The sequence below is a fragment of the Burkholderia sp. 572 genome (assembly GCF_040545135.1).
Lineage (GTDB): Bacteria > Pseudomonadota > Gammaproteobacteria > Burkholderiales > Burkholderiaceae > Burkholderia > Burkholderia cepacia.
In genome coordinates this window covers 493046-514806 of record NZ_JBEPLH010000002.1, presented here as the reverse complement: position 1 = coordinate 514806, position 21761 = coordinate 493046, and the positions used below count along the sequence as shown (strand labels likewise).

The 21761-nt window shown below is 68.1% G+C and carries 20 protein-coding genes; 8 read left to right on the top strand and 12 right to left on the bottom strand.

The window, feature by feature from the left end:
- The first annotated feature begins 17 nt into the window (after positions 1–17).
- From ABIC51_RS06050 to ABIC51_RS06035, 4 genes are all read left to right on the top strand, one after another.
- Positions 18–1127 carry an efflux RND transporter periplasmic adaptor subunit gene (locus tag ABIC51_RS06050; protein WP_027787312.1) on the top strand — a complete coding sequence of 370 codons (1110 nt, stop codon included), beginning with the start codon at positions 18–20 and terminating at the stop codon, positions 1125–1127.
- Positions 1124–4303: an efflux RND transporter permease subunit gene (locus ABIC51_RS06045; protein ID WP_175852626.1), complete on the top strand. Its 3180-nt coding sequence runs from the start codon at positions 1124–1126 to the stop codon at positions 4301–4303. Before ABIC51_RS06050 ends, ABIC51_RS06045 begins: the two co-directional genes overlap by 4 nt.
- Before the next feature lie 2 nt (positions 4304–4305).
- Complete coding sequence (locus tag ABIC51_RS06040; protein WP_124671940.1) at positions 4306–5892, top strand: efflux transporter outer membrane subunit; 1587 nt, start codon at positions 4306–4308, stop codon at positions 5890–5892.
- Between the two features lie 118 nt (positions 5893–6010).
- Positions 6011–7039 (top strand): MerR family transcriptional regulator, encoded by a 1029-nt coding sequence (locus tag ABIC51_RS06035; protein WP_175899138.1) that lies wholly within the window; start codon positions 6011–6013, stop codon positions 7037–7039.
- A gap of 57 nt (positions 7040–7096) precedes the next feature.
- Here the strand turns inward: ABIC51_RS06035 and ABIC51_RS06030 are convergent, their stop codons facing one another.
- The 5 genes from ABIC51_RS06030 to ABIC51_RS06010 form a co-directional block, all read right to left on the bottom strand.
- Positions 7097–7675, bottom strand: coding sequence for a hypothetical protein (locus tag ABIC51_RS06030; RefSeq protein WP_319000322.1), 579 nt, complete (start codon positions 7673–7675; stop codon positions 7097–7099).
- Positions 7676–7778: 103 nt separating this feature from the next.
- Positions 7779–8003 carry a helix-turn-helix domain-containing protein gene (locus ABIC51_RS06025; RefSeq protein ID WP_027787308.1) on the bottom strand — a complete coding sequence of 75 codons (225 nt, stop codon included), beginning with the start codon at positions 8001–8003 and terminating at the stop codon, positions 7779–7781.
- An 8-nt stretch (positions 8004–8011) separates the two neighbouring features.
- Positions 8012–8572, bottom strand: a complete 561-nt coding sequence (locus ABIC51_RS06020) for a DUF2975 domain-containing protein (protein WP_048022805.1) — start codon at positions 8570–8572, stop codon at positions 8012–8014.
- A 164-nt stretch (positions 8573–8736) separates the two neighbouring features.
- Positions 8737–9267: a M949_RS01915 family surface polysaccharide biosynthesis protein gene (locus tag ABIC51_RS06015; RefSeq protein WP_027787306.1), complete on the bottom strand. Its 531-nt coding sequence runs from the start codon at positions 9265–9267 to the stop codon at positions 8737–8739.
- 79 nt (positions 9268–9346) lie between these two features.
- Positions 9347–10744: a sigma-54 interaction domain-containing protein gene (locus ABIC51_RS06010; RefSeq protein WP_060068430.1), complete on the bottom strand. Its 1398-nt coding sequence runs from the start codon at positions 10742–10744 to the stop codon at positions 9347–9349.
- A 261-nt stretch (positions 10745–11005) separates the two neighbouring features.
- On the opposite strand from ABIC51_RS06010, the gene ABIC51_RS06005 reads away from it, so the two are divergent.
- Genes ABIC51_RS06005 through ABIC51_RS05995 form a run of 3 tightly spaced genes read left to right on the top strand, consistent with a single transcriptional unit; the run spans position 11006 to position 14415 of the window.
- Positions 11006–11890 (top strand): MBL fold metallo-hydrolase, encoded by an 885-nt coding sequence (locus ABIC51_RS06005; protein WP_060196299.1) that lies wholly within the window; start codon positions 11006–11008, stop codon positions 11888–11890.
- Between the two features lie 29 nt (positions 11891–11919).
- Entirely contained in the window at positions 11920–13590 is a 1671-nt protein-coding gene (locus tag ABIC51_RS06000; RefSeq protein ID WP_175852622.1) for a bifunctional protein tyrosine phosphatase family protein/NAD(P)/FAD-dependent oxidoreductase, read from the top strand.
- Positions 13591–13608: 18 nt separating this feature from the next.
- Entirely contained in the window at positions 13609–14415 is an 807-nt protein-coding gene (locus tag ABIC51_RS05995) for a sulfite exporter TauE/SafE family protein (RefSeq protein WP_027787302.1), read from the top strand.
- 149 nt (positions 14416–14564) lie between these two features.
- Here ABIC51_RS05995 and ABIC51_RS05990 read toward each other — a convergent pair whose 3' ends face one another.
- The 5 genes from ABIC51_RS05990 to ABIC51_RS05970 form a co-directional block, all read right to left on the bottom strand.
- Positions 14565–14975, bottom strand: a complete 411-nt coding sequence (locus tag ABIC51_RS05990; protein WP_146252764.1) for a hypothetical protein — start codon at positions 14973–14975, stop codon at positions 14565–14567.
- A gap of 87 nt (positions 14976–15062) precedes the next feature.
- Entirely contained in the window at positions 15063–15884 is an 822-nt protein-coding gene (locus ABIC51_RS05985; protein ID WP_027787300.1) for an ABC transporter permease subunit, read from the bottom strand.
- Entirely contained in the window at positions 15881–16807 is a 927-nt protein-coding gene (locus tag ABIC51_RS05980) for an ABC transporter permease subunit (RefSeq protein ID WP_027787299.1), read from the bottom strand. The genes ABIC51_RS05985 and ABIC51_RS05980 overlap by 4 nt, the downstream gene beginning before the upstream one ends.
- Positions 16804–17964, bottom strand: a complete 1161-nt coding sequence (locus ABIC51_RS05975) for an ABC transporter ATP-binding protein (RefSeq protein WP_048022911.1) — start codon at positions 17962–17964, stop codon at positions 16804–16806. The genes ABIC51_RS05980 and ABIC51_RS05975 overlap by 4 nt, the downstream gene beginning before the upstream one ends.
- An 85-nt stretch (positions 17965–18049) precedes the next feature.
- Positions 18050–19144: a polyamine ABC transporter substrate-binding protein gene (locus ABIC51_RS05970; protein ID WP_027787297.1), complete on the bottom strand. Its 1095-nt coding sequence runs from the start codon at positions 19142–19144 to the stop codon at positions 18050–18052.
- A gap of 421 nt (positions 19145–19565) precedes the next feature.
- On the opposite strand from ABIC51_RS05970, the gene ABIC51_RS05965 reads away from it, so the two are divergent.
- Entirely contained in the window at positions 19566–19769 is a 204-nt protein-coding gene (locus ABIC51_RS05965) for a DUF1289 domain-containing protein (protein WP_021159754.1), read from the top strand.
- Positions 19770–19860: 91 nt separating this feature from the next.
- On the opposite strand, the gene ABIC51_RS05960 is transcribed toward ABIC51_RS05965, so the two are convergent.
- The gene (locus ABIC51_RS05960; protein ID WP_027787296.1) at positions 19861–20502 is read right to left on the bottom strand and encodes an OmpW/AlkL family protein; all 642 of its coding nucleotides are present in this window, start codon (positions 20500–20502) and stop codon (positions 19861–19863) included.
- 65 nt (positions 20503–20567) lie between these two features.
- The gene (locus ABIC51_RS05955; protein WP_027787295.1) at positions 20568–21758 is read right to left on the bottom strand and encodes an NAD(P)H-dependent flavin oxidoreductase; all 1191 of its coding nucleotides are present in this window, start codon (positions 21756–21758) and stop codon (positions 20568–20570) included.
- Between the last annotated feature and the right edge of the window lie 3 nt (positions 21759–21761).

Below are 21761 nucleotides of genomic sequence, written 5' to 3'. Positions count from 1 at the left end.
CCTCACTTGGGGGTTTCGTGAATCGCTCCGGTTCCCGCGCCGTGCTGCTGATCGGCACCGCGCTCGTCCTCGCCGCCTGTCATCCAAAAGAATCCGCGCCGCCCGCCCCGCGCCCCGTCGTCGCACTGCCCGCCCATGCCGACGACGCCGCGGTCGCCCGCACGCTCCCCGGCGAGATCCAGCCGCGTTATGCCACCCCTCTGTCGTTCCGCATCGCCGGCAAGATCATCGAGCGCAAGGTGCGCCTCGGCGATACGGTCAAGGTCGGCCAGGTCGTCGCGCTGCTCGATCCGTCCGACGTCGAGAAGAACGCCGCGAGCGCACAGGCGCAACTCGACGCCGCGACGCACAGCCTCGCGTTCGCGAAGCAGCAGCTCGACCGCGACCGCGCACAGGCGCGCGAAAACCTGATCGCGACCGCCCAGCTCGAACAGACCGAGAACAGCTACACGTCGGCGCTTGCGCAGCGCGACCAGGCGCAGCAGCAGCTCGCGCTCGCCCGGAACCAGCTTCGCTACGCGACGCTCGTCGCCGATCACGCGGGCTACATCACCGCCGAACAGGCCGACACCGGCCAGAACGTGTCGGCCGGCCAGCCCGTCTACCAGCTCGCGTGGTCCGGCGACGTCGACGTCGTCAGCGACGTGCCCGAAGCCGCGCTTGCATCGCTCACGCCCGGCCACGCGGCCAGCGTCACGCTGCCGTCGCTGCCCGGTCGCCAGTTCGCGGCGAAGGTGCGCGAAATCGCGCCGGCCGCCGATCCGCAAAGCCGCACGTATCGCGTGAAGCTCACGCTCGCCGCGCCCGATCCGGCGATCCGGCTCGGGATGACGGCCAGCGTCGCGTTCGACGGCGCACCGGCCGCCGGCGACGCGCCGTCGATCACGCTGCCCGCGACCGCGCTGTTTCATGACGGCGCGCAGCCGGCCGTGTGGGTCGTGCGCACGAAGGACGACACGCTCGAGCTGCGCCGCGTCGACGTCGCGCGCTTCAACGAGCGCACGGTGACGGTGTCGCACGGGCTGCAGCCCGGCGAGCGCGTCGTGTTGCAGGGCGTGCACACGGTCAGCGCGGGCGAGAAGGTACGCGCGATCGCGCCGCTGCATCCGGAGGACTTCGCATCGTGAGCGTTTCGTACGAAGAAGGCCGCTTCAATCTCTCCGCGTGGGCGCTGCGCCACCAGGCGCTGGTCGTCTACCTGATCGCGCTCGCGACGCTCGCGGGCATCCTCGCGTACACGCGGCTCGCGCAGTCCGAAGACCCGCCGTTCACGTTCCGCGTGATGGTGATCCGCACGTTCTGGCCCGGCGCGACCGCGCGGCAGGTGCAGGAACAGGTGACCGACCGGATCGGCCGCAAGCTGCAGGAAACGCCGGCCATCGACTTCCTGCGCAGCTATTCGCGCCCCGGCGAATCGCTGATCTTCTTCACGATGAAGGATTCGGCGCCCGTGAAGGACGTGCCCGAGACCTGGTACCAGATCCGCAAGAAGGTCGGCGACATCGGCTATACGCTGCCGCCCGGCGTGCAGGGCCCGTTCTTCAACGACGAATTCGGCGACGTCTACACCAACATCTGGACGCTCGAGGGCGACGGCTTCACGCCCGCGCAACTGCACGACTACGCCGATCAGTTGCGCACCGTGCTGCTGCGCGTGCCGGGCGTCGGCAAGGTCGACTATTTCGGCGACCCCGACCAGCGGATCTTCATCGAGGTGAACAACGCGCAGCTCACGCGCCTCGGCATCTCGCCGCAGCAGCTCGGCCAGGCCATCAACGCGCAGAACGACATCTCGTCGGCCGGCGTGCTGACGACCGCCGACGATCGCGTGTTCGTGCGCCCGAGCGGCCAGTTCGACAACGTCGATGCGATCGCCGATACGCTGATCCGCATCAACGGCCGCACGTTCCGGCTCGGCGACCTCGCGACCGTGAAGCGCGGCTACGACGACCCGGTCGTCACGCAGATGCGCGCGGGCGGCTCAGGCGCGGGCGGCTCAGGCGCGGCCGGCAAGGCCGTGCTCGGCATCGGCGTGACGATGCAGCCGGGCGGCGACGTGATCCGGCTCGGCAAGGCGCTCGACGCCGAATCGAAGGACCTGCAGGCGCAACTGCCGGCCGGCCTCAAGCTGGTCGAGGTGTCGAGCATGCCGCACGCGGTCGCGCATTCGGTCGACGATTTCCTCGAAGCCGTCGCCGAAGCGGTCGCGATCGTGCTGGTCGTGAGCCTCGTGTCGCTCGGCCTGCGCACCGGGATGGTGGTCGTGATCTCGATTCCGGTCGTGCTCGCGGTCACGGCCCTCTTCATGTACCTGTTCGACATCGGGCTGCACAAGGTGTCGCTCGGCACGCTCGTGCTCGCGCTCGGGCTGCTCGTCGACGACGCGATCATCGCGGTCGAGATGATGGCCGTGAAGCTCGAACAGGGCTACACCCGCGCACGCGCCGCCGCGTTCGCCTATACGAGCACCGCGTTCCCGATGCTGACCGGCACGCTCGTCACCGTGTCGGGCTTCCTGCCGATCGCGCTCGCGAAATCGAGCACCGGCGAATACACGCGCTCGATCTTCGAGGTGTCGGCCATCGCGCTGATCGCGTCGTGGTTCGCGGCCGTCGTGCTGATTCCGCTGCTCGGCTACCACATGCTGCCCGAGCGCAAGCGGCACGCGCACGAGGCGCACCTGCCCGACGATCACGAGCACGACATCTACGACACGCGCTTCTACCGCCGCCTGCGCGGCTGGATCGACTGGTGCATCGAGCGGCGCTTCGTCGTGCTGCTGATCACGGGCGCCCTGTTCGTCGTGGCAATGATGGGCTTTTCGCTCGTGCCGCAGCAGTTCTTCCCGAGTTCCGATCGCCCCGAGCTGCTCGTCGACCTGCGGCTGCCCGAAGGCGCGTCGTTCGCGGCGACGCTGCGCGAGACCGAGCGCCTCGAGAAAGTGATCGACAAGCGCCCCGAGATCGATCATTCGGTGAGCTTCGTCGGCAGCGGCGCGCCGCGCTTCTACCTGCCGCTCGACCAGCAGCTTCAGTTGCCGAACTTCGCGCAGTTCGTGATCACCGCGAAATCGGTGAAGGATCGCGAGAAGCTCGCGACCTGGCTCGAAACCACGCTGCGCGAGCAGTTCCCGGCCGTGCGCTGGCGGCTGTCGCGGCTCGAGAACGGCCCGCCGGTCGGTTACCCGGTGCAGTTCCGCGTGAGCGGCGACAGCATCGCGACGGTCCGCTCGATCGCCGAGAAGGTCGCGGCGACGATGCGCGGCGACGCGCGCACGGTCAACGTGCAGTTCGACTGGGACGAGCCGGCCGAGCGCTCGGTGCGCTTCGAGATCGACCAGAAGAAGGCGCGCGAACTGAACGTCACGTCGCAGGACGTCTCGAGCTTCCTCGCGATGACGCTGTCCGGCACGACCGTCACGCAGTACCGCGAACGCGACAAGCTGATCGCGGTCGACCTGCGCGCGCCGAAGGCCGATCGCGTCGACCCCGCGAAGCTCGCCGGCCTCGCGCTGCCGACCCCGAACGGCCCGGTGCCGCTCGGCTCGCTCGGCCGCTTCAAGCCGACGCTCGAATACGGCGTCGTGTGGGAGCGCGACCGCCAGCCGACCATCACCGTGCAGTCGGACGTACGCGCCGGCGCGCAGGGCATCGACGTCACGCATGCGGTCGACGCGAAGCTGAACGCATTGCGCGCGCAGTTGCCGGTCGGCTACCAGATCAACATCGGCGGCTCGGTCGAGGAAAGCGCGAAGGCGCAGAAATCGATCAATGCGCAGATGCCGCTGATGGCGATCGCGGTGTTCACGCTGCTGATGATCCAGCTGCAGAGCTTCTCGCGCGTGCTGATGGTCGTGCTGACCGCGCCGCTCGGGCTGATCGGCGTGGTCGCCACGCTGCTGATGTTCGGCCAGCCGTTCGGCTTCGTCGCGATGCTCGGCGTGATCGCGATGTTCGGGATCATCATGCGCAACTCGGTGATCCTCGTCGACCAGATCGAGCAGGACATCGCCGCCGGCCACGGCCGCGTCGACGCGATCATCGGCGCGACCGTGCGGCGGTTCCGCCCGATCACGCTGACGGCCGCGGCCGCCGTGCTCGCGCTGATCCCGCTGTTGCGCTCGAACTTCTTCGGGCCGATGGCGACCGCGCTGATGGGCGGCATCACGAGCGCGACCGTGCTGACGCTGTTCTACCTGCCCGCGCTGTATGCGACGTGGTTCCGCGTGAAGCGCGACGAACGCGACCCGCAGAACGGCCCGCCGTCCGGCGGCACCGCGCCGGCCGCGCCGTCGGGAGCCTGACCATGGATCGATCGATGAACCTGAAAACGAAAGCCGTGCGGGCACTCGCCGTGGCGAGCCTCGCCGGCCCGCTCGCGGGCTGCGCCTGGTTCGCGCCGAGCGGCGAGCCGCCCGCGATGCCGTCGCCCGCGCACTACGGCACCACGCCGCAAGTGCAGCAGACCGTGTCCGCGCAAGGCGTCGCGCAGCAGTTCGAGGTCGGCGCGCAGCCGGTGCCCGACTGGTGGAAGCAGTACCGCTCCGATGCGCTGAACGCGCTCGTCGACGAAGGGCTGCGCAACAGCCCGACGCTCAGTGCGGCATCGCACTCGCTGGATGCCGCACGCGAACAGCTGCGCGGGCAGATCGGCAGCTCGATGCTGCCGTCGATCGACGCGAGCGGCCAGGCCGCGCGCCAGCGCGCGCTCGGCGTGCCGATTCCCGCGCTCGGCGCGCCGACGCTGCTGTACGACACGTTCGTCGGCCAGTTGCAGGCGAGCTACACGATCGACCTGTTCGGCGCGTCGCGTTTCGCGAACCGCGCGCTGGCGCGACGCGTCGACGTCAGCGCGTTCCAGCTCGAATCCGCGCGGCGCGCGCTGGCCGCGAACATCGTCACCGCGTCGATCACGGTGTCGGTGCTGAATGCGCAGATCGACACGACCGAGCGGCTCGTCGCCCTCGCCAACGACCAGGCGCACGATGCCGAACGCCGCTACGCACTCGGTTCCGCCTCGCGCAGCGACGCGCTGAACGCGCGGCAAAGCGCCGACACGTTCGCGGCGAGCCTGCCCGCGCTGCGCCAGCAACGCGACTCGGCCCGCCATGCGCTCGCGGTGCTGGTCGGCCGCACGCCCGACCGGCCGCCGGCCGATCTCACGCTCGCCGATCTGCACCTGCCCGAACAGGTGCCCGTCGTCGTGCCGTCGGACCTGCTGCAAAGCCGCCCGGACATCCAGGCCGCCGACGCGGGGCTGAAGGCGGCCGCGGCCGAAGTCGGCCTCGCGACCGCGCAGATGTTCCCGCAGCTGTCGCTGTCGGCCGCGATGGGCAAAGGCGGCTTCAGCTGGCCGGCGATGCTGTCGGGCGCCGGCGCGATCTGGAACGTCGGCGCGTCGCTGAGCCAGCCGATCTTCCACGGCGGCGCGCTGCTCGCCCAGCGCCGCGCGGCGAAGGCGACTTACGAGGCCGCCGTCGACCAGTACAAGCAGGCCGTGCTCGGCGCGTTCCAGAACGTCGCCGATTCGCTCGCGGCGCTCGAGCACGATGCGGAAGCGCTCGACGCGTCGTCGCGCGCCGCGCTGTCCGCGCGGGGCGCGTACGACGACGCGGCGGCCCGCGTGCGGCTCGGCGCGCTGCCGCCGTCGGCCGCGCGCGCCAGCGAGCTGCAGTATCGCAATGCACGGCTCGACGAGATCCGCGCGACCGGCGCGCGGTTCGCGGATACCGCGCGGCTCTACCAGGCGATGGGCACGCCGCCGGTCGACAAGGGCGGGCCGTCCGGCAAGGCCGGCAACACCGCCGGCGACGGCGCAACCGGCCAGCAAGCGCGCGCCGCCACCGCTGATACCGCCGCCTACACGCCGCCTTCGCCACCTTCACCGCAATAAGCCGGCCCCGCCATCGCGTGCGCGCGGAATCCCCGCGCGCACGCCTCTCCATCTTCCGCTTGACCCTCACGTAGCGTAACGTTCGAGACTCCAGTGTGCGTACCGAACGGAGGAACGAATGCGACTGAAAGTGGGAGAACTGGCGAAACGCAGCGGGCTGACCGTCCGCACGCTTCATCACTATCACGCGATCGGTCTGCTGACGCCTTCGGCGCGCGCCGACAACGGCTACCGGCTGTACGACCGCCACGACATCGCCCGGCTCCACCAGATCCAGGCGCTGCGTCGCTTCGGCCTGTCGCTCGTCGAAATCGGCGACCACCTGAACCAGCCCGGCACTCCGCTCGTCGATCTCGTCGCGAAGCAGATCGCGCTGCTTGACCGTCAGCTCGCGCAGACCGCGCAGCTGCGCGAGCGCCTCGTGAGCCTGCATGCGCAGCTCGCCGCAGGCACGGAGCCGGAGCTGGCCGATTGGCTCACCACACTGGAGTTGATGACCGTGTACGACAAATATTTTTCCGAGGAAGAACTCGCGCGCCTGCCGATGTACCAGAAAAGCCAGGCGGGCGACGCCGAATGGATCGCACTCGTCGACGAAGTGCGCGCGCTGCACGACGCGGGCGTACCCGCCGAGGACGAACGCCCCCGTGCGCTCGCCAGTCGTTGGATGAAGCTGCTCGTGCGCGACACGAACAACGACCCGCGGCTGCTGGCAAAGCTGAACCTGATGCACGAGCAAGAACCGGCGATGCAGTCGAAGATCGGCATTTCGACCGCGCTGCGCGACTATGTGCTGCGTGCGTCGTCCGAAAACAAGATGCGGATCTTCGAGAAGTACCTCGCGCCGGACGAGATCCGCTTCATGCGTGCGCACTACGGCGAACGCGCGATGGAATGGCCGCAACTGATGGGCGACGTGCGCGACGCGATCGATGCGGGCGCCCGACCTGCTTCGCCGGAAGGCCGCGCGCTCGCGCAGCGCTGGCTCGAGCTGTTCTGCAGCTATGCCGGCCACGATTCGGCCACGCATGCGAAATTCCGCGCGGCGATGATGAACGAGCCTGCACTGACGCAGGATACGTGGGTCGACGACACGCTGATCGGTTTCGTGCGGGAGGCGATGGCGCAGCTTGCGCCCGCGCGCTGAACGCGTTGAGCGCATGAACGTGCGGGCGGCAGGCGGGTTTCCCGCGTGCCGCCCGCTTCACCATTTGCAGCCCGTGTCGCGCACCGCATCCAGCGCGAGCATCGGCAACGCCAGCAGGCCCGCGCGTGAATACGCGTGCCGGCAGTCGGTGCGACGGGCATTCGACATGCCGTCGGCCAGCCTCGCATCGACGGTGTCACGGCGCGCGGCCACGCCGCCGGACGACGCGCCCAATGCCCCGACCGCCGCCTGCGCCGGACTGCGCGCCGCCGCATGCCGCGAGCCGATCGCGTCCAGATCGCGGCGCCAGTCGAGATCGGGGCCTGGTGCGTTCTCGAAATGGGGTTCACGTCGGGTCGCGATTGCGCCGGCAGGCGTTTCACCTTGCCGACGCGAAACGCCCCCCGTATTCGAAGACGCCCGCGTCGTCATGCGCGACACCGCAACCGCGGCGGATCGTTTCGTCGATGACACGGCGCCCTCCGCACCGCGCCCACTCGCGGCGGGCCCGGTTCGCCCGGCGTCAGGCACACCCGCCGCGGGCACCGGCCGCGCGGGAATCAGCTCGACGCGCAGCGCGAGCCGGGGCCGCGCCCCGGCGTTCGGGCCTGCCACCGTCGACGCCCGCTGCAGCACGAACCATCCGAGCAGGTGAATCGATACGGACGCGACGACAGCCAGCGCGACGATGCGCGGCCGGCGCCGCCCCGCCACGCCGGCAAGCCGCGATGGCGATGCGTCAGTCCGGCTCGCCGACACCGTCATCGCTGAACGCGAGCAGGTCGCCGGGCTGGCAGTCGAGATAACGGCAGATCGCCTCGAGCGTCGCGAAACGGATGCCCTTGACCTTCCCTTGCTTGAGCAGCGACAGATTCTGTTCGGTGATGCCGACCGCCGCCGCGAGATCCTTCGAGCGGACCTTGCGCGTCGCGAGCATCACATCGAGCTTGACCACGATCGACATGGCGCGCCTCAGACGAACTGCCGATGTTCGGCATCGAGTTCGCTCGCCTGCCGGAGGATATGCGCGATGACCGCGATGCAGGCCGCGGTGAACAGCGCGACCACGTACGGCAGGCTGAACCCGATGCTGACCACGCGATGGCCGACCGGTTCGCGCAGCGTCGCCCACACGCTCAGGAGCGGTTCGCACAGCAGGCTCAGCAGCACCCACATCCCGATCGCACGGCCCGTCTTGCCGAGATGGCCGGCCGCTTGCGCGGAGAAATAGTCGCGGCGCGCGTAGGTGCGGAACAGCGCACGCAGATGACGAAGGCCGTTCGCGAGCGCGATCAGCGGCACGCTCGACAGCAGGATGCCGACCGCCTTCTGCCACCACGGAAACGCGGCGACATCCACGTGCAGGTTCGAGATCACCGAATCGGTGAGGCCGAATACGAGGCCGGGCCCCGACGCCGCGTTCAGCGACGGGAACGCCCAGCACGCGGCGTTGAGCACCAGCATGCCGACGATGAACCACAGCGTGACGGTGGCCATCTGCTGGCTGATACGGGCGATGCGATCGGAATGCATGGCGTGTCCTCGACGACGAATGAACGAGCGTCGATTGTACGTCTGAAATTATCGTTAAACGATAATTAATTGCCGTTGAACCATGATTTATTATTGTTCGACAGGTTCGACTCACCCCCAACAGGCGCGTGTCGCACGCGCCGTCACGATCGCCGGGCGCGCGCCTATCGGTAGTCGCGCGCGCTGATCGCGTGCCAGTGCTTCGTCATGTAGCGCAGAAACGCGGGTCGGGCTTTCAGGTCCGCATTCGGCACGGGCGCCGCGCCGCCGTCCATGAACTTGCCGTTGACCGTGACGGTTTCCTCGCCGCGCAGCACGTACTTCGTGCCCTGGTCGATCAGGAAGTACTTGACCTGGTCGGCGCTGACGTCGCCGCGGCAGCCGATCCTGTACGCGAACAGAAACTGCTTGCGGCCGTTGCCGAGCAGGTCGCGCATCTCGATCGACGCGGGCACGACGTCGAGAATCACGTCGACCGGGCATGCCTTCACGTAGTCGCGCACGGTCCAGTCGGGCCGGCCGTCGAGCGTCGCGGCGACCTTGAGCTCGAGGTCGTCGCCGGACGCGGTGCGTGCGAGCGTCACCGCATGTGCGCCGGCCGCATCGGTCCACGTGTATTCGGTGGCGGCCTGCGCCAGGTTGCACAGCGCAGTGGCGGCAAGAAACAGGCAAGGCGAAAGGAAGCGTCTCTTCATCGGCGAGGTGAAAGCAGGATCGAACGCGCCATTATCGACACAGCCGCGTGCCTCTGCCAGCCGCCCGCCGCCTGCCCGTTCAGCGCTCGCGCGCCCCGAGCCCGAGCGCCTTCATCCGCCGGTACAACGTCCGCTCGCTCATCCCGACCTGCTCGGCGAGCGCCTTGCGCGTGCCGTCGAACGTGCGCGCGATGCGCACGAGCTCCGCGTCCGACACGCCGCGCGCATCGGCCGCGCGATCCTGCGGCGCCGCCGATGCGGCGACCAGCTCGGCCGGCAGGTGTTCGACCCGGATCGTCCCGTCGTCCGCGAACAGGCACGCGCGTTCGAGCACGTTGCGCAGCTCGCGGATATTGCCCGGCCACGCATAGGCATCGAGACACGCGCGCGCGCGTTCGGTCAGGACAAACGGCCGGGCCGCGAACGGCCGTGCGCCCGTCTCGCCCGCGCCGGCGCGCGCGTTCGCGATTCGCCGCAGGATCGATTCGGCCAGCAGCGCGACGTCCCCGCGCCGCTCGCGCAACGCCGGCAGCGGAATCGGAAACGCGTTGATCCGGTAGTAGAGATCCTGCCGGAACCGGCCGTCGTCGATCATCTCGCGCAGCGGCTTGTGCGTCGCCGCGACCAGCCGGAAGTCCGCGCGCAGCGCCTCGACGCCGCCGACGCGGCGGAACGTGCCCGACTCGATCAGGCGCAGCAGCTTCACCTGCATCGGCAGCGGGACGTCGCCGATCTCGTCGAGAAACAGCGTGCCGCCCTGCGCGGTCTCGACGAGGCCCGGCTTGCGCTGGTTCGCGCCCGTGAACGCGCCCTTCTCGTAACCGAACAGTTCGCTCTCGAACAGCGTCTCGGCGATCCCCGAGCAATCGACGACGACGAACGGCCCCATCGCGCGATCGCTCGCCTCGTGCAGCGCACGGGCGAACAGCTCCTTGCCGGTGCCCGATTCGCCGAGCAGCAGCACCGGCAGCATCGACGGCGCGACGCGCTGCAGTGCGCCGAGCGCCGCATTGAACGCGTCGGCGCCGCCGACGAGCCCTTCCGCACTCGGCTGCGCGGATGCGCTGCGCACCGTGGTCAGCCGCTCGACGTACGCGATCACGTTGCCGTGCGCATCGAAGATCGGCCGCAATTCGACGTCGACATGCTCGGGGCCGCGCGGCGTGTGATGGATGTGCAGCACGCGGTTCAGCCCGCGCGACTCGAGCGCCTGCTTCATCGGGCAATGCTCGCCGGCCTGGTCGCACGGCACGTCGTAGTGATGCGACACCTGGAAGCAGTGCCGGCCCACGTGCTCGACGCCCGCGACGCCGAACTGGCGCCGGTACGCATCGTTCGCCGCGAGGATGCGGTAATCGGGATCGACGACGATCATCGGCTGCGGATCCTGCTCGAGATACGCGACGAGCGCGCGCACGTCGGGCATGACGTCGGGGCGCGGCGCGGGGACGATCGGGATGGTGTCGTGCGGATTCATGCGGACGCTCGGTGAAGGAGATGCCTGACGAACTGGCAGGTGCACTGCCAGGCGGACTGCCAATTCTGCCACGACACCGCCAGAAGTGGCAGTCGGCAGCGGCAACCGAACGCCGGCGACGCCCGTGCTTCGCCGCTCCTGCGCCGAAAACCCGAATCGAATCAAATCCCTGGCAGATCGGCCGGTGCCGCGACGCAGGCTGGCACGCTTCTTGAGTTACAGATCGCGATTGCAGATGCAGAACCCGATCAAGGACACCCCGTGAGCGATGCCACCACGCTGTCGGTCGAAGGCTTTTTCGACCCGGCGACCCACACCGTCAGCTATCTCGTGCTCGATACCGCGAGCCGCGCATGCGCGCTGATCGACAGCGTGCTCGACTACGACCCGACATCCGGGCGCACGCGCACCGCCAGCGCCGACCGGCTGATCGCCCGCGTCGCCGAACTCGGCGCGGACGTGCACTGGCTGCTGGAAACCCACGTGCACGCGGACCACCTGTCGGCCGCGCCGTACCTGAAGGAACACGTCGGCGGCCGGATCGCGATCGGTTCGCACGTGCGCCGCGTGCAGCACGTGTTCGGCACGCTGTTCAACGCGGGCCCCGGCTTCGCGCAGGACGGCCGCCAGTTCGACCGGCTGCTCGACGACGGCGACACGCTCGCGCTCGGCACGCTGACGATCCGCGCGCTGCATACGCCGGGCCACACGCCCGCCTGCATGACCTACTGCGTCGACGACGCGACGCAGCGCGCGGCATTCGTCGGCGACACGCTGTTCATGCCCGACTACGGCACGGCCCGCTGCGACTTCCCGGGCGGCGACGCGCGCACGCTGTACCGCTCGATCGCGCGCGTGCTCGGCCTGCCGCCCGACACGCGCCTGTACCTATGCCACGACTACCAGCCGGGCGGCCGCGACGTGCAGTTCGTGACGACCGTGGCCGAGCAGCGCCGCGCGAACGTGCACGTGAAGGACGGCGTGACCGAGGACGATTTCGTCGCGATGCGTACCACGCGCGACGCCACGCTCGCCATGCCCGTGCTGATGCTGCCGTCCGTGCAGGTCAACATGCGCGCCGGCCACCTGCCCGAGCCCGAAGACAACGGCGTGCGCTACCTGAAGATCCCGCTCGACGCGATCTGAGCGCCGGCGCCTCAACCGAGACCCCCGACATGACCTCCATCCGCAAGCTGACCGACGCGCTGTCGGTCTCGCCGCAGATCGCGGCGGCCGACCTGCCCGCGCTTCACGCGGCCGGCATCCGCGCGATCATCTGCAATCGCCCCGACGGCGAAGGCGCCGACCAGCCGACCGTCACCGAAATCCGCGCGGCCGCCGCGCCGCTCGGCATCGACGTGCTTTACCTGCCGGTCGATACGGGCAAGGTGACCGACGACCAGGCCGCGCAATTCGGCGCACTCGTCGCGTCGCTCGACGGCCCGGTGCTCGCGTACTGCCGCAGCGGCATGCGTTCGGCCACGCTGTGGGCGTTGTCGCAAGCCGGCCTGCGCCCGCTGAACGACATCGTCGCGACGGCCGCCGCGGCCGGCTACGACCTGCACGCGCTCGCGTCGCGTGTCGTGCAAGGCGGCAAGCAGGCGGCACCGGCCGTCGACGCGCGGCACGACATCGTGATCGTCGGCGCGGGCGCGGCCGGCATCGCGGTCGCGTCGAGCCTGCTCGCGCGCGACGCGTCGCTCGACATCGCGGTGATCGATCCGGCCGACGTCCACTACTACCAGCCGGGCTGGACGATGGTCGGCGCGGGCGTATTCCGCCCCGAGACCACCGCACGCCGGATCACCGACGTGCTGCCGCGCGGCGTGCACCGGATCCAGGCCGCCGTCGCGGGCTTCGAGCCCGACGCGCACGTGGTCGTGCTCGACGGCTGCCGCCGCATCGGCTATCGCAAGCTCGTCGTGTGCCCGGGGCTCAAGCTCGACTGGCACGCGATCGAAGGCCTCGCCGACACGCTCGGCCGCAACGGCGTCACGTCCAACTACCGTTACGACCTGGCGCCGTACACGTGGGAACTCGTGCGCGCGTTCCGCGGCGGCAACGCACTCTTCACGCAGCCGCCGATGCCGATCAAGTGCGCAGGCGCACCGCAGAAAGCGATGTACCTGTCGTGCGACCACTGGCGGCGCGCGGGCCGCCTCGAGGCCGCGAACGTCGAGTTCCTGAATGCGGGCGGCGCGCTGTTCGGCGTCGCCGACTACGTACCCGCGCTGATGGAGTACGTGAAAAGCTACGACATCGCGTTGTCGTTCGGCCACAACCTCGTCTCGATCGACGGCCCGGCACGCCGGGCGACGTTCGCGCGCGCGCTGCCCGACGGCGGCAAGGAAACCGTGGTGCGCTCGTTCGACATGATCCACGTCGTGCCGCCGCAGAAGGCGCCCGATTTCGTGCGGTCGAGCCCGCTCGCCGATGCGGCCGGCTGGATCGACGTCGATCCGGCGACACTGCGCCACCGGCAGTACCCGGACATCTACGCGCTCGGCGACGCCACCAACACGACCAATGCGAAAACGGCCGCGGCCGCCCGCAAGCAGGCGCCCGTCGTCGCGCACAACCTGCTCGTGTCGCTCGGTCGCGCGCACGGCGACGCCGCATACGACGGCTACGGCTCGTGCCCGCTCACCGTCGAGCGCGGCAAGATCGTGCTCGCCGAATTCCTGTACGGCGGCAAGGTCGCGCCGACCTTCCCCGCGTGGCTGATCGACGGCAAGCGCCCGTCGCGGCTCGCGTGGCTGCTCAAGGAACGCGTGCTGCCGCCGCTCTACTGGAAGGCGATGCTCAAGGGCCGCGAATGGCTCGCGAAACCCGCGATCGCGCGTTGACCGGAGCCCGATGACGTCATGCTGATTTCCCTCGTACTGGGCGGTTTCGTCGGCGCCGTGCTCGGCCTGACCGGCGCCGGCGGCGGCATCCTCGCGGTGCCCGCGCTCGTCGTCGGCATGAGCTGGCCGATGCAGCAGGCCACGCCCGTCGCGCTCGTCGCGGTGGCCGGCAGCGCGGCGCTCGGCGCGCTCGAAGGCTTCCGCCGCGGGCTCGTGCGCTATCGCGCGGCACTGCTGATGGCGGTGGCCGGCGTGCCGCTGACCACGCTCGGCGTACGGCTCGCGCACGTGTTGCCGCAGCGCCTGCTGCTCGCGCTGTTCGCACTGACGATGCTGGTCGTCGCCGGCCGCCTGTTGCGGCAGGCGCTGCGGCATGCGGCGGTCGACGCCGACGCGTCGCCGCTGTGCGTCGGCCGCGTGAATCCCGATACGGGCCGGCTCGTGTGGTCCTGGCCGGTCGGTGTGGCGCTGGCGTCAACCGGCGCGATGACGGGCCTGATGACGGGGCTGCTCGGCGTCGGCGGCGGCTTCGTGATCGTGCCGATGCTGCGCAAGTTCACGAACGTGTCGATGCATGGGGTGGTCGCGACATCGCTGATGGTGATCGCGCTGGTCGGCACCGGCGGCGTGTTCGCGACGCTCGTGTCGGGCACACGTGCACCGCTCGACGTGACGCTGTGGTTCACCGTCGCGACCGCACTCGGCATGGCCGCCGGTCGGGGCGCATCGAGACACCTCGCCGCGCGGCACGTACAGGCCGGGTTCGCGGCCGTGCTCGTGTGCGTCGCGCTCGGGCTGCTGGCGAAGGCGGCGTTCGGCGCGTAATCGCGTACCGACCGGCGCCGATCGACGCGCAGCGCCGCCAGACAAAACGCCCGGCCGACTCGTCGTCGGCACCGGGCGTTTTTTATCGCGGGCGCCACCGGCCAACGGCGCGACGCGCCGTCGTCGTCAAGGCAGATGCTGGATGGCCGTCAATTCGGCCTTTCGAGCCATTTGCGCAGCCTGCCGGCAATCCCGGATCGCTCGACATACCCCAGCGCCGAAACCGCACACATCATTCCGATTGCCGCATACAGCAAGGCCATTTCTCCGTTCCTTGCGATGTCCGGCCATGCTGCCTGTGTCAGAACCGCAAGAACGGTCGATCCAGCCACACCGCCCACGATGACCAGCATCGGCAATACCGCCCTGCGAGGAAGCAGCGTGCTGGCCCGATAGACCGGATACGAAAGCAGCATTGCCACGGGAAATGCAACCGTGAAAGCCGCAGCGGAAAAAACGATCGAAACACCGCCGAAATCCTTGACGGACAAAACGCCGATCAGCAAGCCTGCCACGATCGCGGCAGTCAGGCTTGCACCAAGCAATTCCGAAATCTTCAATTCCTTTCTCCCGTCGCACCAGACAAAACGCCCGGCCCGACTCGACGTCGGCACCGGGCGTTGTTCATGGCAGACGCCGTTCAGGCGTCAGGTCGCGAATCCCGCCATCCGCTTGCGCTCCTGGCGCAGCATCACGAAGTTCGCGATCACGACGCCGGCCGTCACCGCGACGATGAACAGCGTCGCGAGTGCGTTCATCTCCGGGTTCAGCCCGAGGCGCACACGCGAGAACACCACGAGCGGCAGCGTCGTCGAGCCCGGGCCCGACAGGAACGCCGACAGCACGAGGTCGTCGATCGACAGCGTGAACGACAGCAGCCAGCCCGCGATCAGCGCCTGCGAGATCAGCGGCAGCGTGATCGTGAAGAACACCTTCAGCGGCGTCGCGCCGAGATCGAGCGCGGCCTCTTCCAGCGACGGGTTCAGCTCGCGCACGCGCGACTGCACGATGATCGCGACGTACGAGATGCACAGCATCACGTGGCCGAGCCAGATCGTGAAGATGCCGCGCTCGGCCGGCCAGCCGATCCACTTCGCCAGTTCGATGAACAGCAGCAGCAGCGAGATCCCCTGGATCACCTCGGGAATCACGAGCGGCGCGTTGATCATCCCGCTGAACAGCGCGAAACCGCGAAAACGCCCCATCCGCGCGAGCACGAAACCGGCCCAGGTGCCGATGATCACCGACGCGAACGCGGTCAGCACGCCGATCTTCAGCGACAGCCACGCGGCCGTCAGCAGCTCGTCGTCCTCGACGAGCGCCGAGTACCAGCGGAACGAGAACCCCGACCACACGGTGACGAGCTTCGACTCGTTGAACGAATAGACGATCAGGCTGATGATCGGGATGTACAGGAACGCGAAGCCGGCAAACAGCGCCGCGAACTGCAGGTAACGATTCGGCTTCATCGACGGCCTCCCTGCTCCTTCGCCTGGAAGTGCTGGAACATCGCCATCGGCACGAGCAGCAGCAGCACCATCGCGCAGGTCACGGCCGATGCCATCGGCCAGTCTGCGTTGTTGAAGAACTCGTTCCACATCACGCGGCCGATCATCAGCGTGTTCGCGCCGCCGAGCAGCTCGGGAATCACGTACTCGCCCACCGCCGGGATGAACACGAGCAGGCAGCCCGCGATGATCCCGTTCTTCGACAGCGGCAGCGTGATCTGCACGAACGCCTTCCACGGCTTCGCGCCGAGGTCGTACGCGGCTTCGAGCAGGCGCAGGTCCATCTTCACCAGGTGCGCGTACAGCGGCATCACGAGGAACGGCAGGTACGAATACACCATCCCGATGTACACCGCGTAGTTGGTGCGATACAGCTCGATCGGCGTATGCGTGAGGCCGATCCACATCAGGAAGTTGTTCAGCAGCCCGTTGTTCTTCAGGATGCCGATCCACGCGTACACGCGGATCAGGAACGACGTCCAGAACGGCAGCATCACGCCCATCATCAGCAGGTTGCGGGTCGCCGGGTTCGAGCGCGCGATGTAGTACGCCATCGGATAGCCGATCAGCAGGCACAGCAGCGTCGTGATCGCGGCCACCCACACCGAGTTCACGTAGGTCGCGAAATACAGGCTGTCCGTGAACAGGAACGCGTAGTGCGACAGGTTCAGCGCGACGTGCACGACGCCGTCGGCGTACGACGCAAGCTCCGTGTACGGCGGGATGCCGAGCTGCAGCTCCGCGAAACTGATCTTGACGACCAGCACGAACGGCACGAGGAAGAACAGCACGAGCCACGTGAACGGGCCGGCCACGACCGCCGTGGCGCCCGTCAGGTTGAAGCGCCGCACCGGCCACGAGAGCATGGACTTGAACGAGGTCATGACGTCAGCACCACGCCGGCAGTCGCGCTCCAGCGCACGTAGATCTCGTCGCCGAGCGACGGCGTGTCGAGCTCCGAAATCGCGAGGCTCGACACGTTCGCGATCACCGTCTTGCCGCCGTCGAGCTTCACGTGATACAGCGAATAGCCGCCCATGTACGCGACGTTGCCGATCCGGCCGCGCGCCCAGTTGAACGCGCCTTCGGGCGGCTTGCGCGTGAGCGCGATCCGCTCGGGGCGCACCGACACCGTGACCGGCATCCCGAGCGGGCCCGAGATCCCGTGGCTCACGTACAACCGGCTCGGCAGCTCCGGCGATTCGATGTACACGTGGTCGGGTTCGTCCTCGACGGTCACGCCTTCGAACAGGTTCGTCGAGCCGATGAATTCGGCCGAGAAGCGGCTGTTCGGGTATTCGTACACTTCGTTCGGCGAGCCGATCTGCACGATCTGGCCTTCGCTCATCACCGCGAGGCGATTGGCCATCGTCATCGCTTCTTCCTGGTCGTGCGTGACCATGATGCAGGTGACGCCGACCTTGTTCAGGATGTTGACGAGCTCGATCTGCGTGCGCTGGCGGATCTGCTTGTCGAGCGCGGACATCGGCTCGTCGAGCAGCAGCAGCTTCGGGCGCTTGACCAGCGAGCGCGCGAGCGCGACGCGCTGCTGCTGGCCGCCCGACAGCTGGTGCGGCTTGCGCTTCGCGTACTTGCTCATCTGCACGAGTTCGAGCGCCGCGGCCACGCGTTCCTTCAGCTCGGCCTTCGGCGTGCCTTCCTGCTTGAGGCCGAACGCGACGTTCGACTCGACCGACATGTGCGGGAACAGCGCATACGACTGGAACATCATGTTCACGGGCCGCTTGTACGGCGGCATCTGCGCGAGGTCCTCGCCGTCGATCAGGATCTTGCCCGACGTGACCGTCTCGAGGCCCGCGAGCATCCGCAGCAACGTCGACTTGCCGCAGCCCGAGCTGCCGAGCAGCGCGAACAGCTCGCCCTGGCGCACGGTCAGGTTGACGCTGCGCACGGCTTCGGTGTCGCCGAATTTCTTGACGACGTCGACGATCTGGACAAAGTTCTCGGCGCGCGCATCGGCGCCAGAGGAGGAAACGGAGGACGGTGCGCCCGCGACCGGCGCACCCGACTGGCTATTCATGATGTGCTGCATCTCTCCTGCGTTGAACGAACAAAGCCCCCGGGGGCACCAGGGGCTTCATGACTGCTGGGAACGCCGGCTCGCGTCAGCGGCCCGACTTCAGCTCGGTCCACAGACGCGTCTGCAGACGCTGGATTTCAGGCGGCAGCGGCTTGAGCAGGAACAGCGTCTTCACGACGTCGGCCGGCGGATAGACGGCCGGGTCGTTCGCGACGTCGGGCCGCACGTACTTGCGGGCCTCGGCGTTGGCGCTCGGGTAGTACACCGCGTTCGTGATCGCCGCGTGCACCTTCGGATCCTCGATGTAGTTGATCCACTCCAGCGCGGCTTCCTTGTTCTTCGCGTCCTTCGGGATCGCCATCACGTCGAACCACACCGGCGCGCCGCCCTTCGGAATGTAGTACTCGACCTTGTACGACTTCTTCGCCTCGATCGCGCGATGCTTCGCGATCACGACGTCGCCCGACCAGCCGAACGCGAAGCAGATGTCGCCGCCGACCAGGTCGTTGATGTAGCCCGACGAGTTGAATTGCGTGATGTACGGGCGGATCTTCTTCAGCACTTCCATCGCGGCCTTGTAGTCGGCCGGGTTCGTGCTCATCGGATCCTTGCCGATGTAGTGCAGCGTCGCCGCGAACATCTGGTCGGGCGCGTCGAGCACCGACACGCCGCAGGTCTTCAGCTTCGAGATGTTTTCCGGCTTGAACAGGATGTCCCAGTTGTCGAGCGGCACCTTGCCGAGCGCCTGCTGCGCCTTCGTCAGGTTGTACGCGAGACCGGTCGTGCCGTACGCCCAGGGCACCGAGAACTTGTTGCCCGGATCCGCGCCGGCGACGAGCGCCATCAGCTGCGGATCGAGGTACTTGAGGTTCGGCAGCTTCGACTTGTCGAGCGGCGCGAAGATGCCGGCGGCGATCTGCTTGCCCGCGTAGTTGCTGGTCGGCACGACGATGTCGTAGCCCGAGCTGCCCGTCAGCAGCTTCGCCTGCAGCGTATCGTCGCTGTCGTAGTTGTCGTAGCGGACCTTGACGCCCGTCTGCTTCTCGAAGTTCGGGATCGTGTCCTTCGCAATGTAGTCCGACCAGTTATAGACATTGAGCTGCGTATCCTTCGCCGCTGCCGCCGATGCACCCACGCACAGCGCGAGCGCTGCGAACCGGCCCACTACCTTTGCTTTCATCCCGTTCTCCCTCCGGCCGGACACGTTGCCCGGCTGCCGTCTGCCTCGTCATGGCGGCGCATTCTGGCGCGCCGCCCCTCGAAAACCCCGAAAACTACCATCATTCGCGCCCCGTCACAAAAAAATCATGCCGGTGTCGCGCAAACGGAACAGATATCCCGCTGCCGGCCGGTCAGGCGGCCCGTGCGGCGGGACGTTCCCGGGGAATTCTATCGGGTAATCGGCGGCTGTCCACCGGGAAAGACGGGCGGCGACGAAACCGCGTTCGCCGGCCGGACGCGAGCCGTGCGGCGGCCGCGCCCGAACCCGGCCGTACTGTCACGCCGCTGCACCGGTACGGCATGCCGGCCGCGCCCGTCCGACCGACCGGCCGCGATGCATTAAAATGGCGGCTGACGATTCAACTGCGTGAACCCCTCCGATGGCCTCCAATCTCCACGACCTGCCCGACAGCCCCTGCATCGGCGTGTGCTCGACCCTCTTCGACGAAGTCTGCAAGGGCTGCGGCCGCACGGCGGCCGAAGTGTCGAACTGGGTGTTCCTGAGCGACGACGAAAAGCGCGCGGTATGGGAGCGCATCCAGCGCGAAGGCACCGCGATGCGCTTCCAGTACGACAAGCTGTAAATCCGCCGCGCAAAAAAAAGCGGCATGCAGACCGCCATGCCGCCAACCCCAACTCTGTTCTGTTTCTGTTTCTGTTCCTTTCCCGCCGCGTCTAGAACTTCATCCCGACGCCCACGCCGACGATCAGCGGATCGATGTGCAGCGTGCCGATGCCCTTGTCGCCGAGCGTCGCATCGGTGCTCATCCAGATCTTCTTCACGTCGACGTTCATGAAGACCTTCTTCGTCAACTGCACGTCCACGCCGAACTGCAATGCCGGGCCGAAGCTGCTCTTGTTGATCGACACGCCCTGCCCGCCGACGTTGAGCCCGTTGTTGTAGAAGTACGTGTAGTTCACGCCCGCGCCGAAATACGGACGCACCTTGCCGGCATGGTTGAAGTGATACTGCAGCAGCAGCGTCGGCGGCAGCACGCCCACGCCGCCGAGATTGCCGAGGCTCGACGTCAGCTGGTGCCGCGACGTGCCGAGAATCAGTTCGACGCCGAGGTAGTCGCGGATCATGTACGTGAAGTCGAGCTCGGGCACGATCGCGTTGTTCACGCCGACGTTGAGCGCGCCCAGCGTGTCGCTCGCGCGTTCGTTCGGCTGGATGCTGATCGCACGCAGCCGGACCAGGACGTCGCCCTGGTTGATGCCGTCGCCCGGCGAGGCCGCGTGCGACAGCGAAGGCATCGCGGCGAAACTGGCCGCAACGGCGGCAGCGGTAACACAAGTTCGAATCGTTTTATGCATGGTACGGACCCCCAAAGAATGGTTCCCATTCTCCTCGTAGGGTCTTTTCATCGTCTTGATATCCGTCAAGCCAGCGTAAACGTGGGACGGTTTGCCGCAGGCTCGGTCGCACAGCCCGTCAGCAGCAGGTCGAGCAGGTCGCGCACGCTGCGAATCGCACGGCCGAACGGCAACGCCTCACGGCCGCGGAAGAACAGCCCGTTCGCGACGTCGCCGCGCAGCGCCGCCGCCAGCCGTGTGTCGATGCAGAAATGGCCGAACTTCTCGATGCCGTCGCGCAAGCCGCATACGCTCAGGCATTCGAGCGCGGTCGGGCAGCGCTGCTTCAGCGCGCCGAGCTTGTTGCGGATGCGCGTCTCGTTGCGCAGGTAACGATCGAGCCACGGCGTTTTCACCGCGCGTGCGGGCAGCCCCGTCACGCTGACGAATTCGACGATGTCGTCGGGCGTCGCGTCGGCCAGCACGCGCTTGAAGTGCGGATGCGCATCGCCCTCTTCCGTCACCGCGAATGGCGTGCCGACCTGCACGCCGTTCGCGCCGGCCTCGAGCGCCGCGCGCACCGTGTCGTGACTGTTGATCCCGCCCGCAACGATCAGCGGGATTGTTTCGCGTGCGATGCCGAGCGATGCCATCACCTGCGCGGTCTCGTCGAGCACGCGTGCGAAATCGAAACGGCGGTCGTGCATGTCGTCGATCTGCGTGACGCCGAGATGGCCGCCCGCATGCGCCGGATGCTCGATCACGATCGCGTCGGGCAGGCGCCCCTTCTTCATCCACTTCTTCAGCACGAGCGCGATCCCGCGGCTGTCCGACAGGATCGGGATCAGCGCGATGTCGTGTCCTTGCGTGAGATCGGGCAGGTCGAGCGGCAGGCCCGCGCCCATCACGATCGCATCCGCGCCCTCGTCGCATGCGACCCGCACGTAGTCCGCATGCGCGCTCACGGCCTTCATCACGTTGACCGCGATCATCCCGCGTCCTTCGCTGTAGGTCTTCGCGAGACGGATCTCGCGGGCGAGCGCCTCGAGGTTCGCGGCCTCGAGCGTCGCGCGATCGGGTTGCGCGCGGCAACGCGCGAGCAGGTCCGCATGATGGTGACGCAGGTCGATGCTCGCGATCGTGCCGACCGCGCCTTCGCGCGCGACGCTGCCCGCCAGCCGGTGCGCGGAAATGCCGACGCCCATGCCGCCCTGCACGACAGGCAGCAAGGTGCGGCCGCGGATCGTCAGCGGCGGAAAGGAAGTGCGTACGGTCATCTG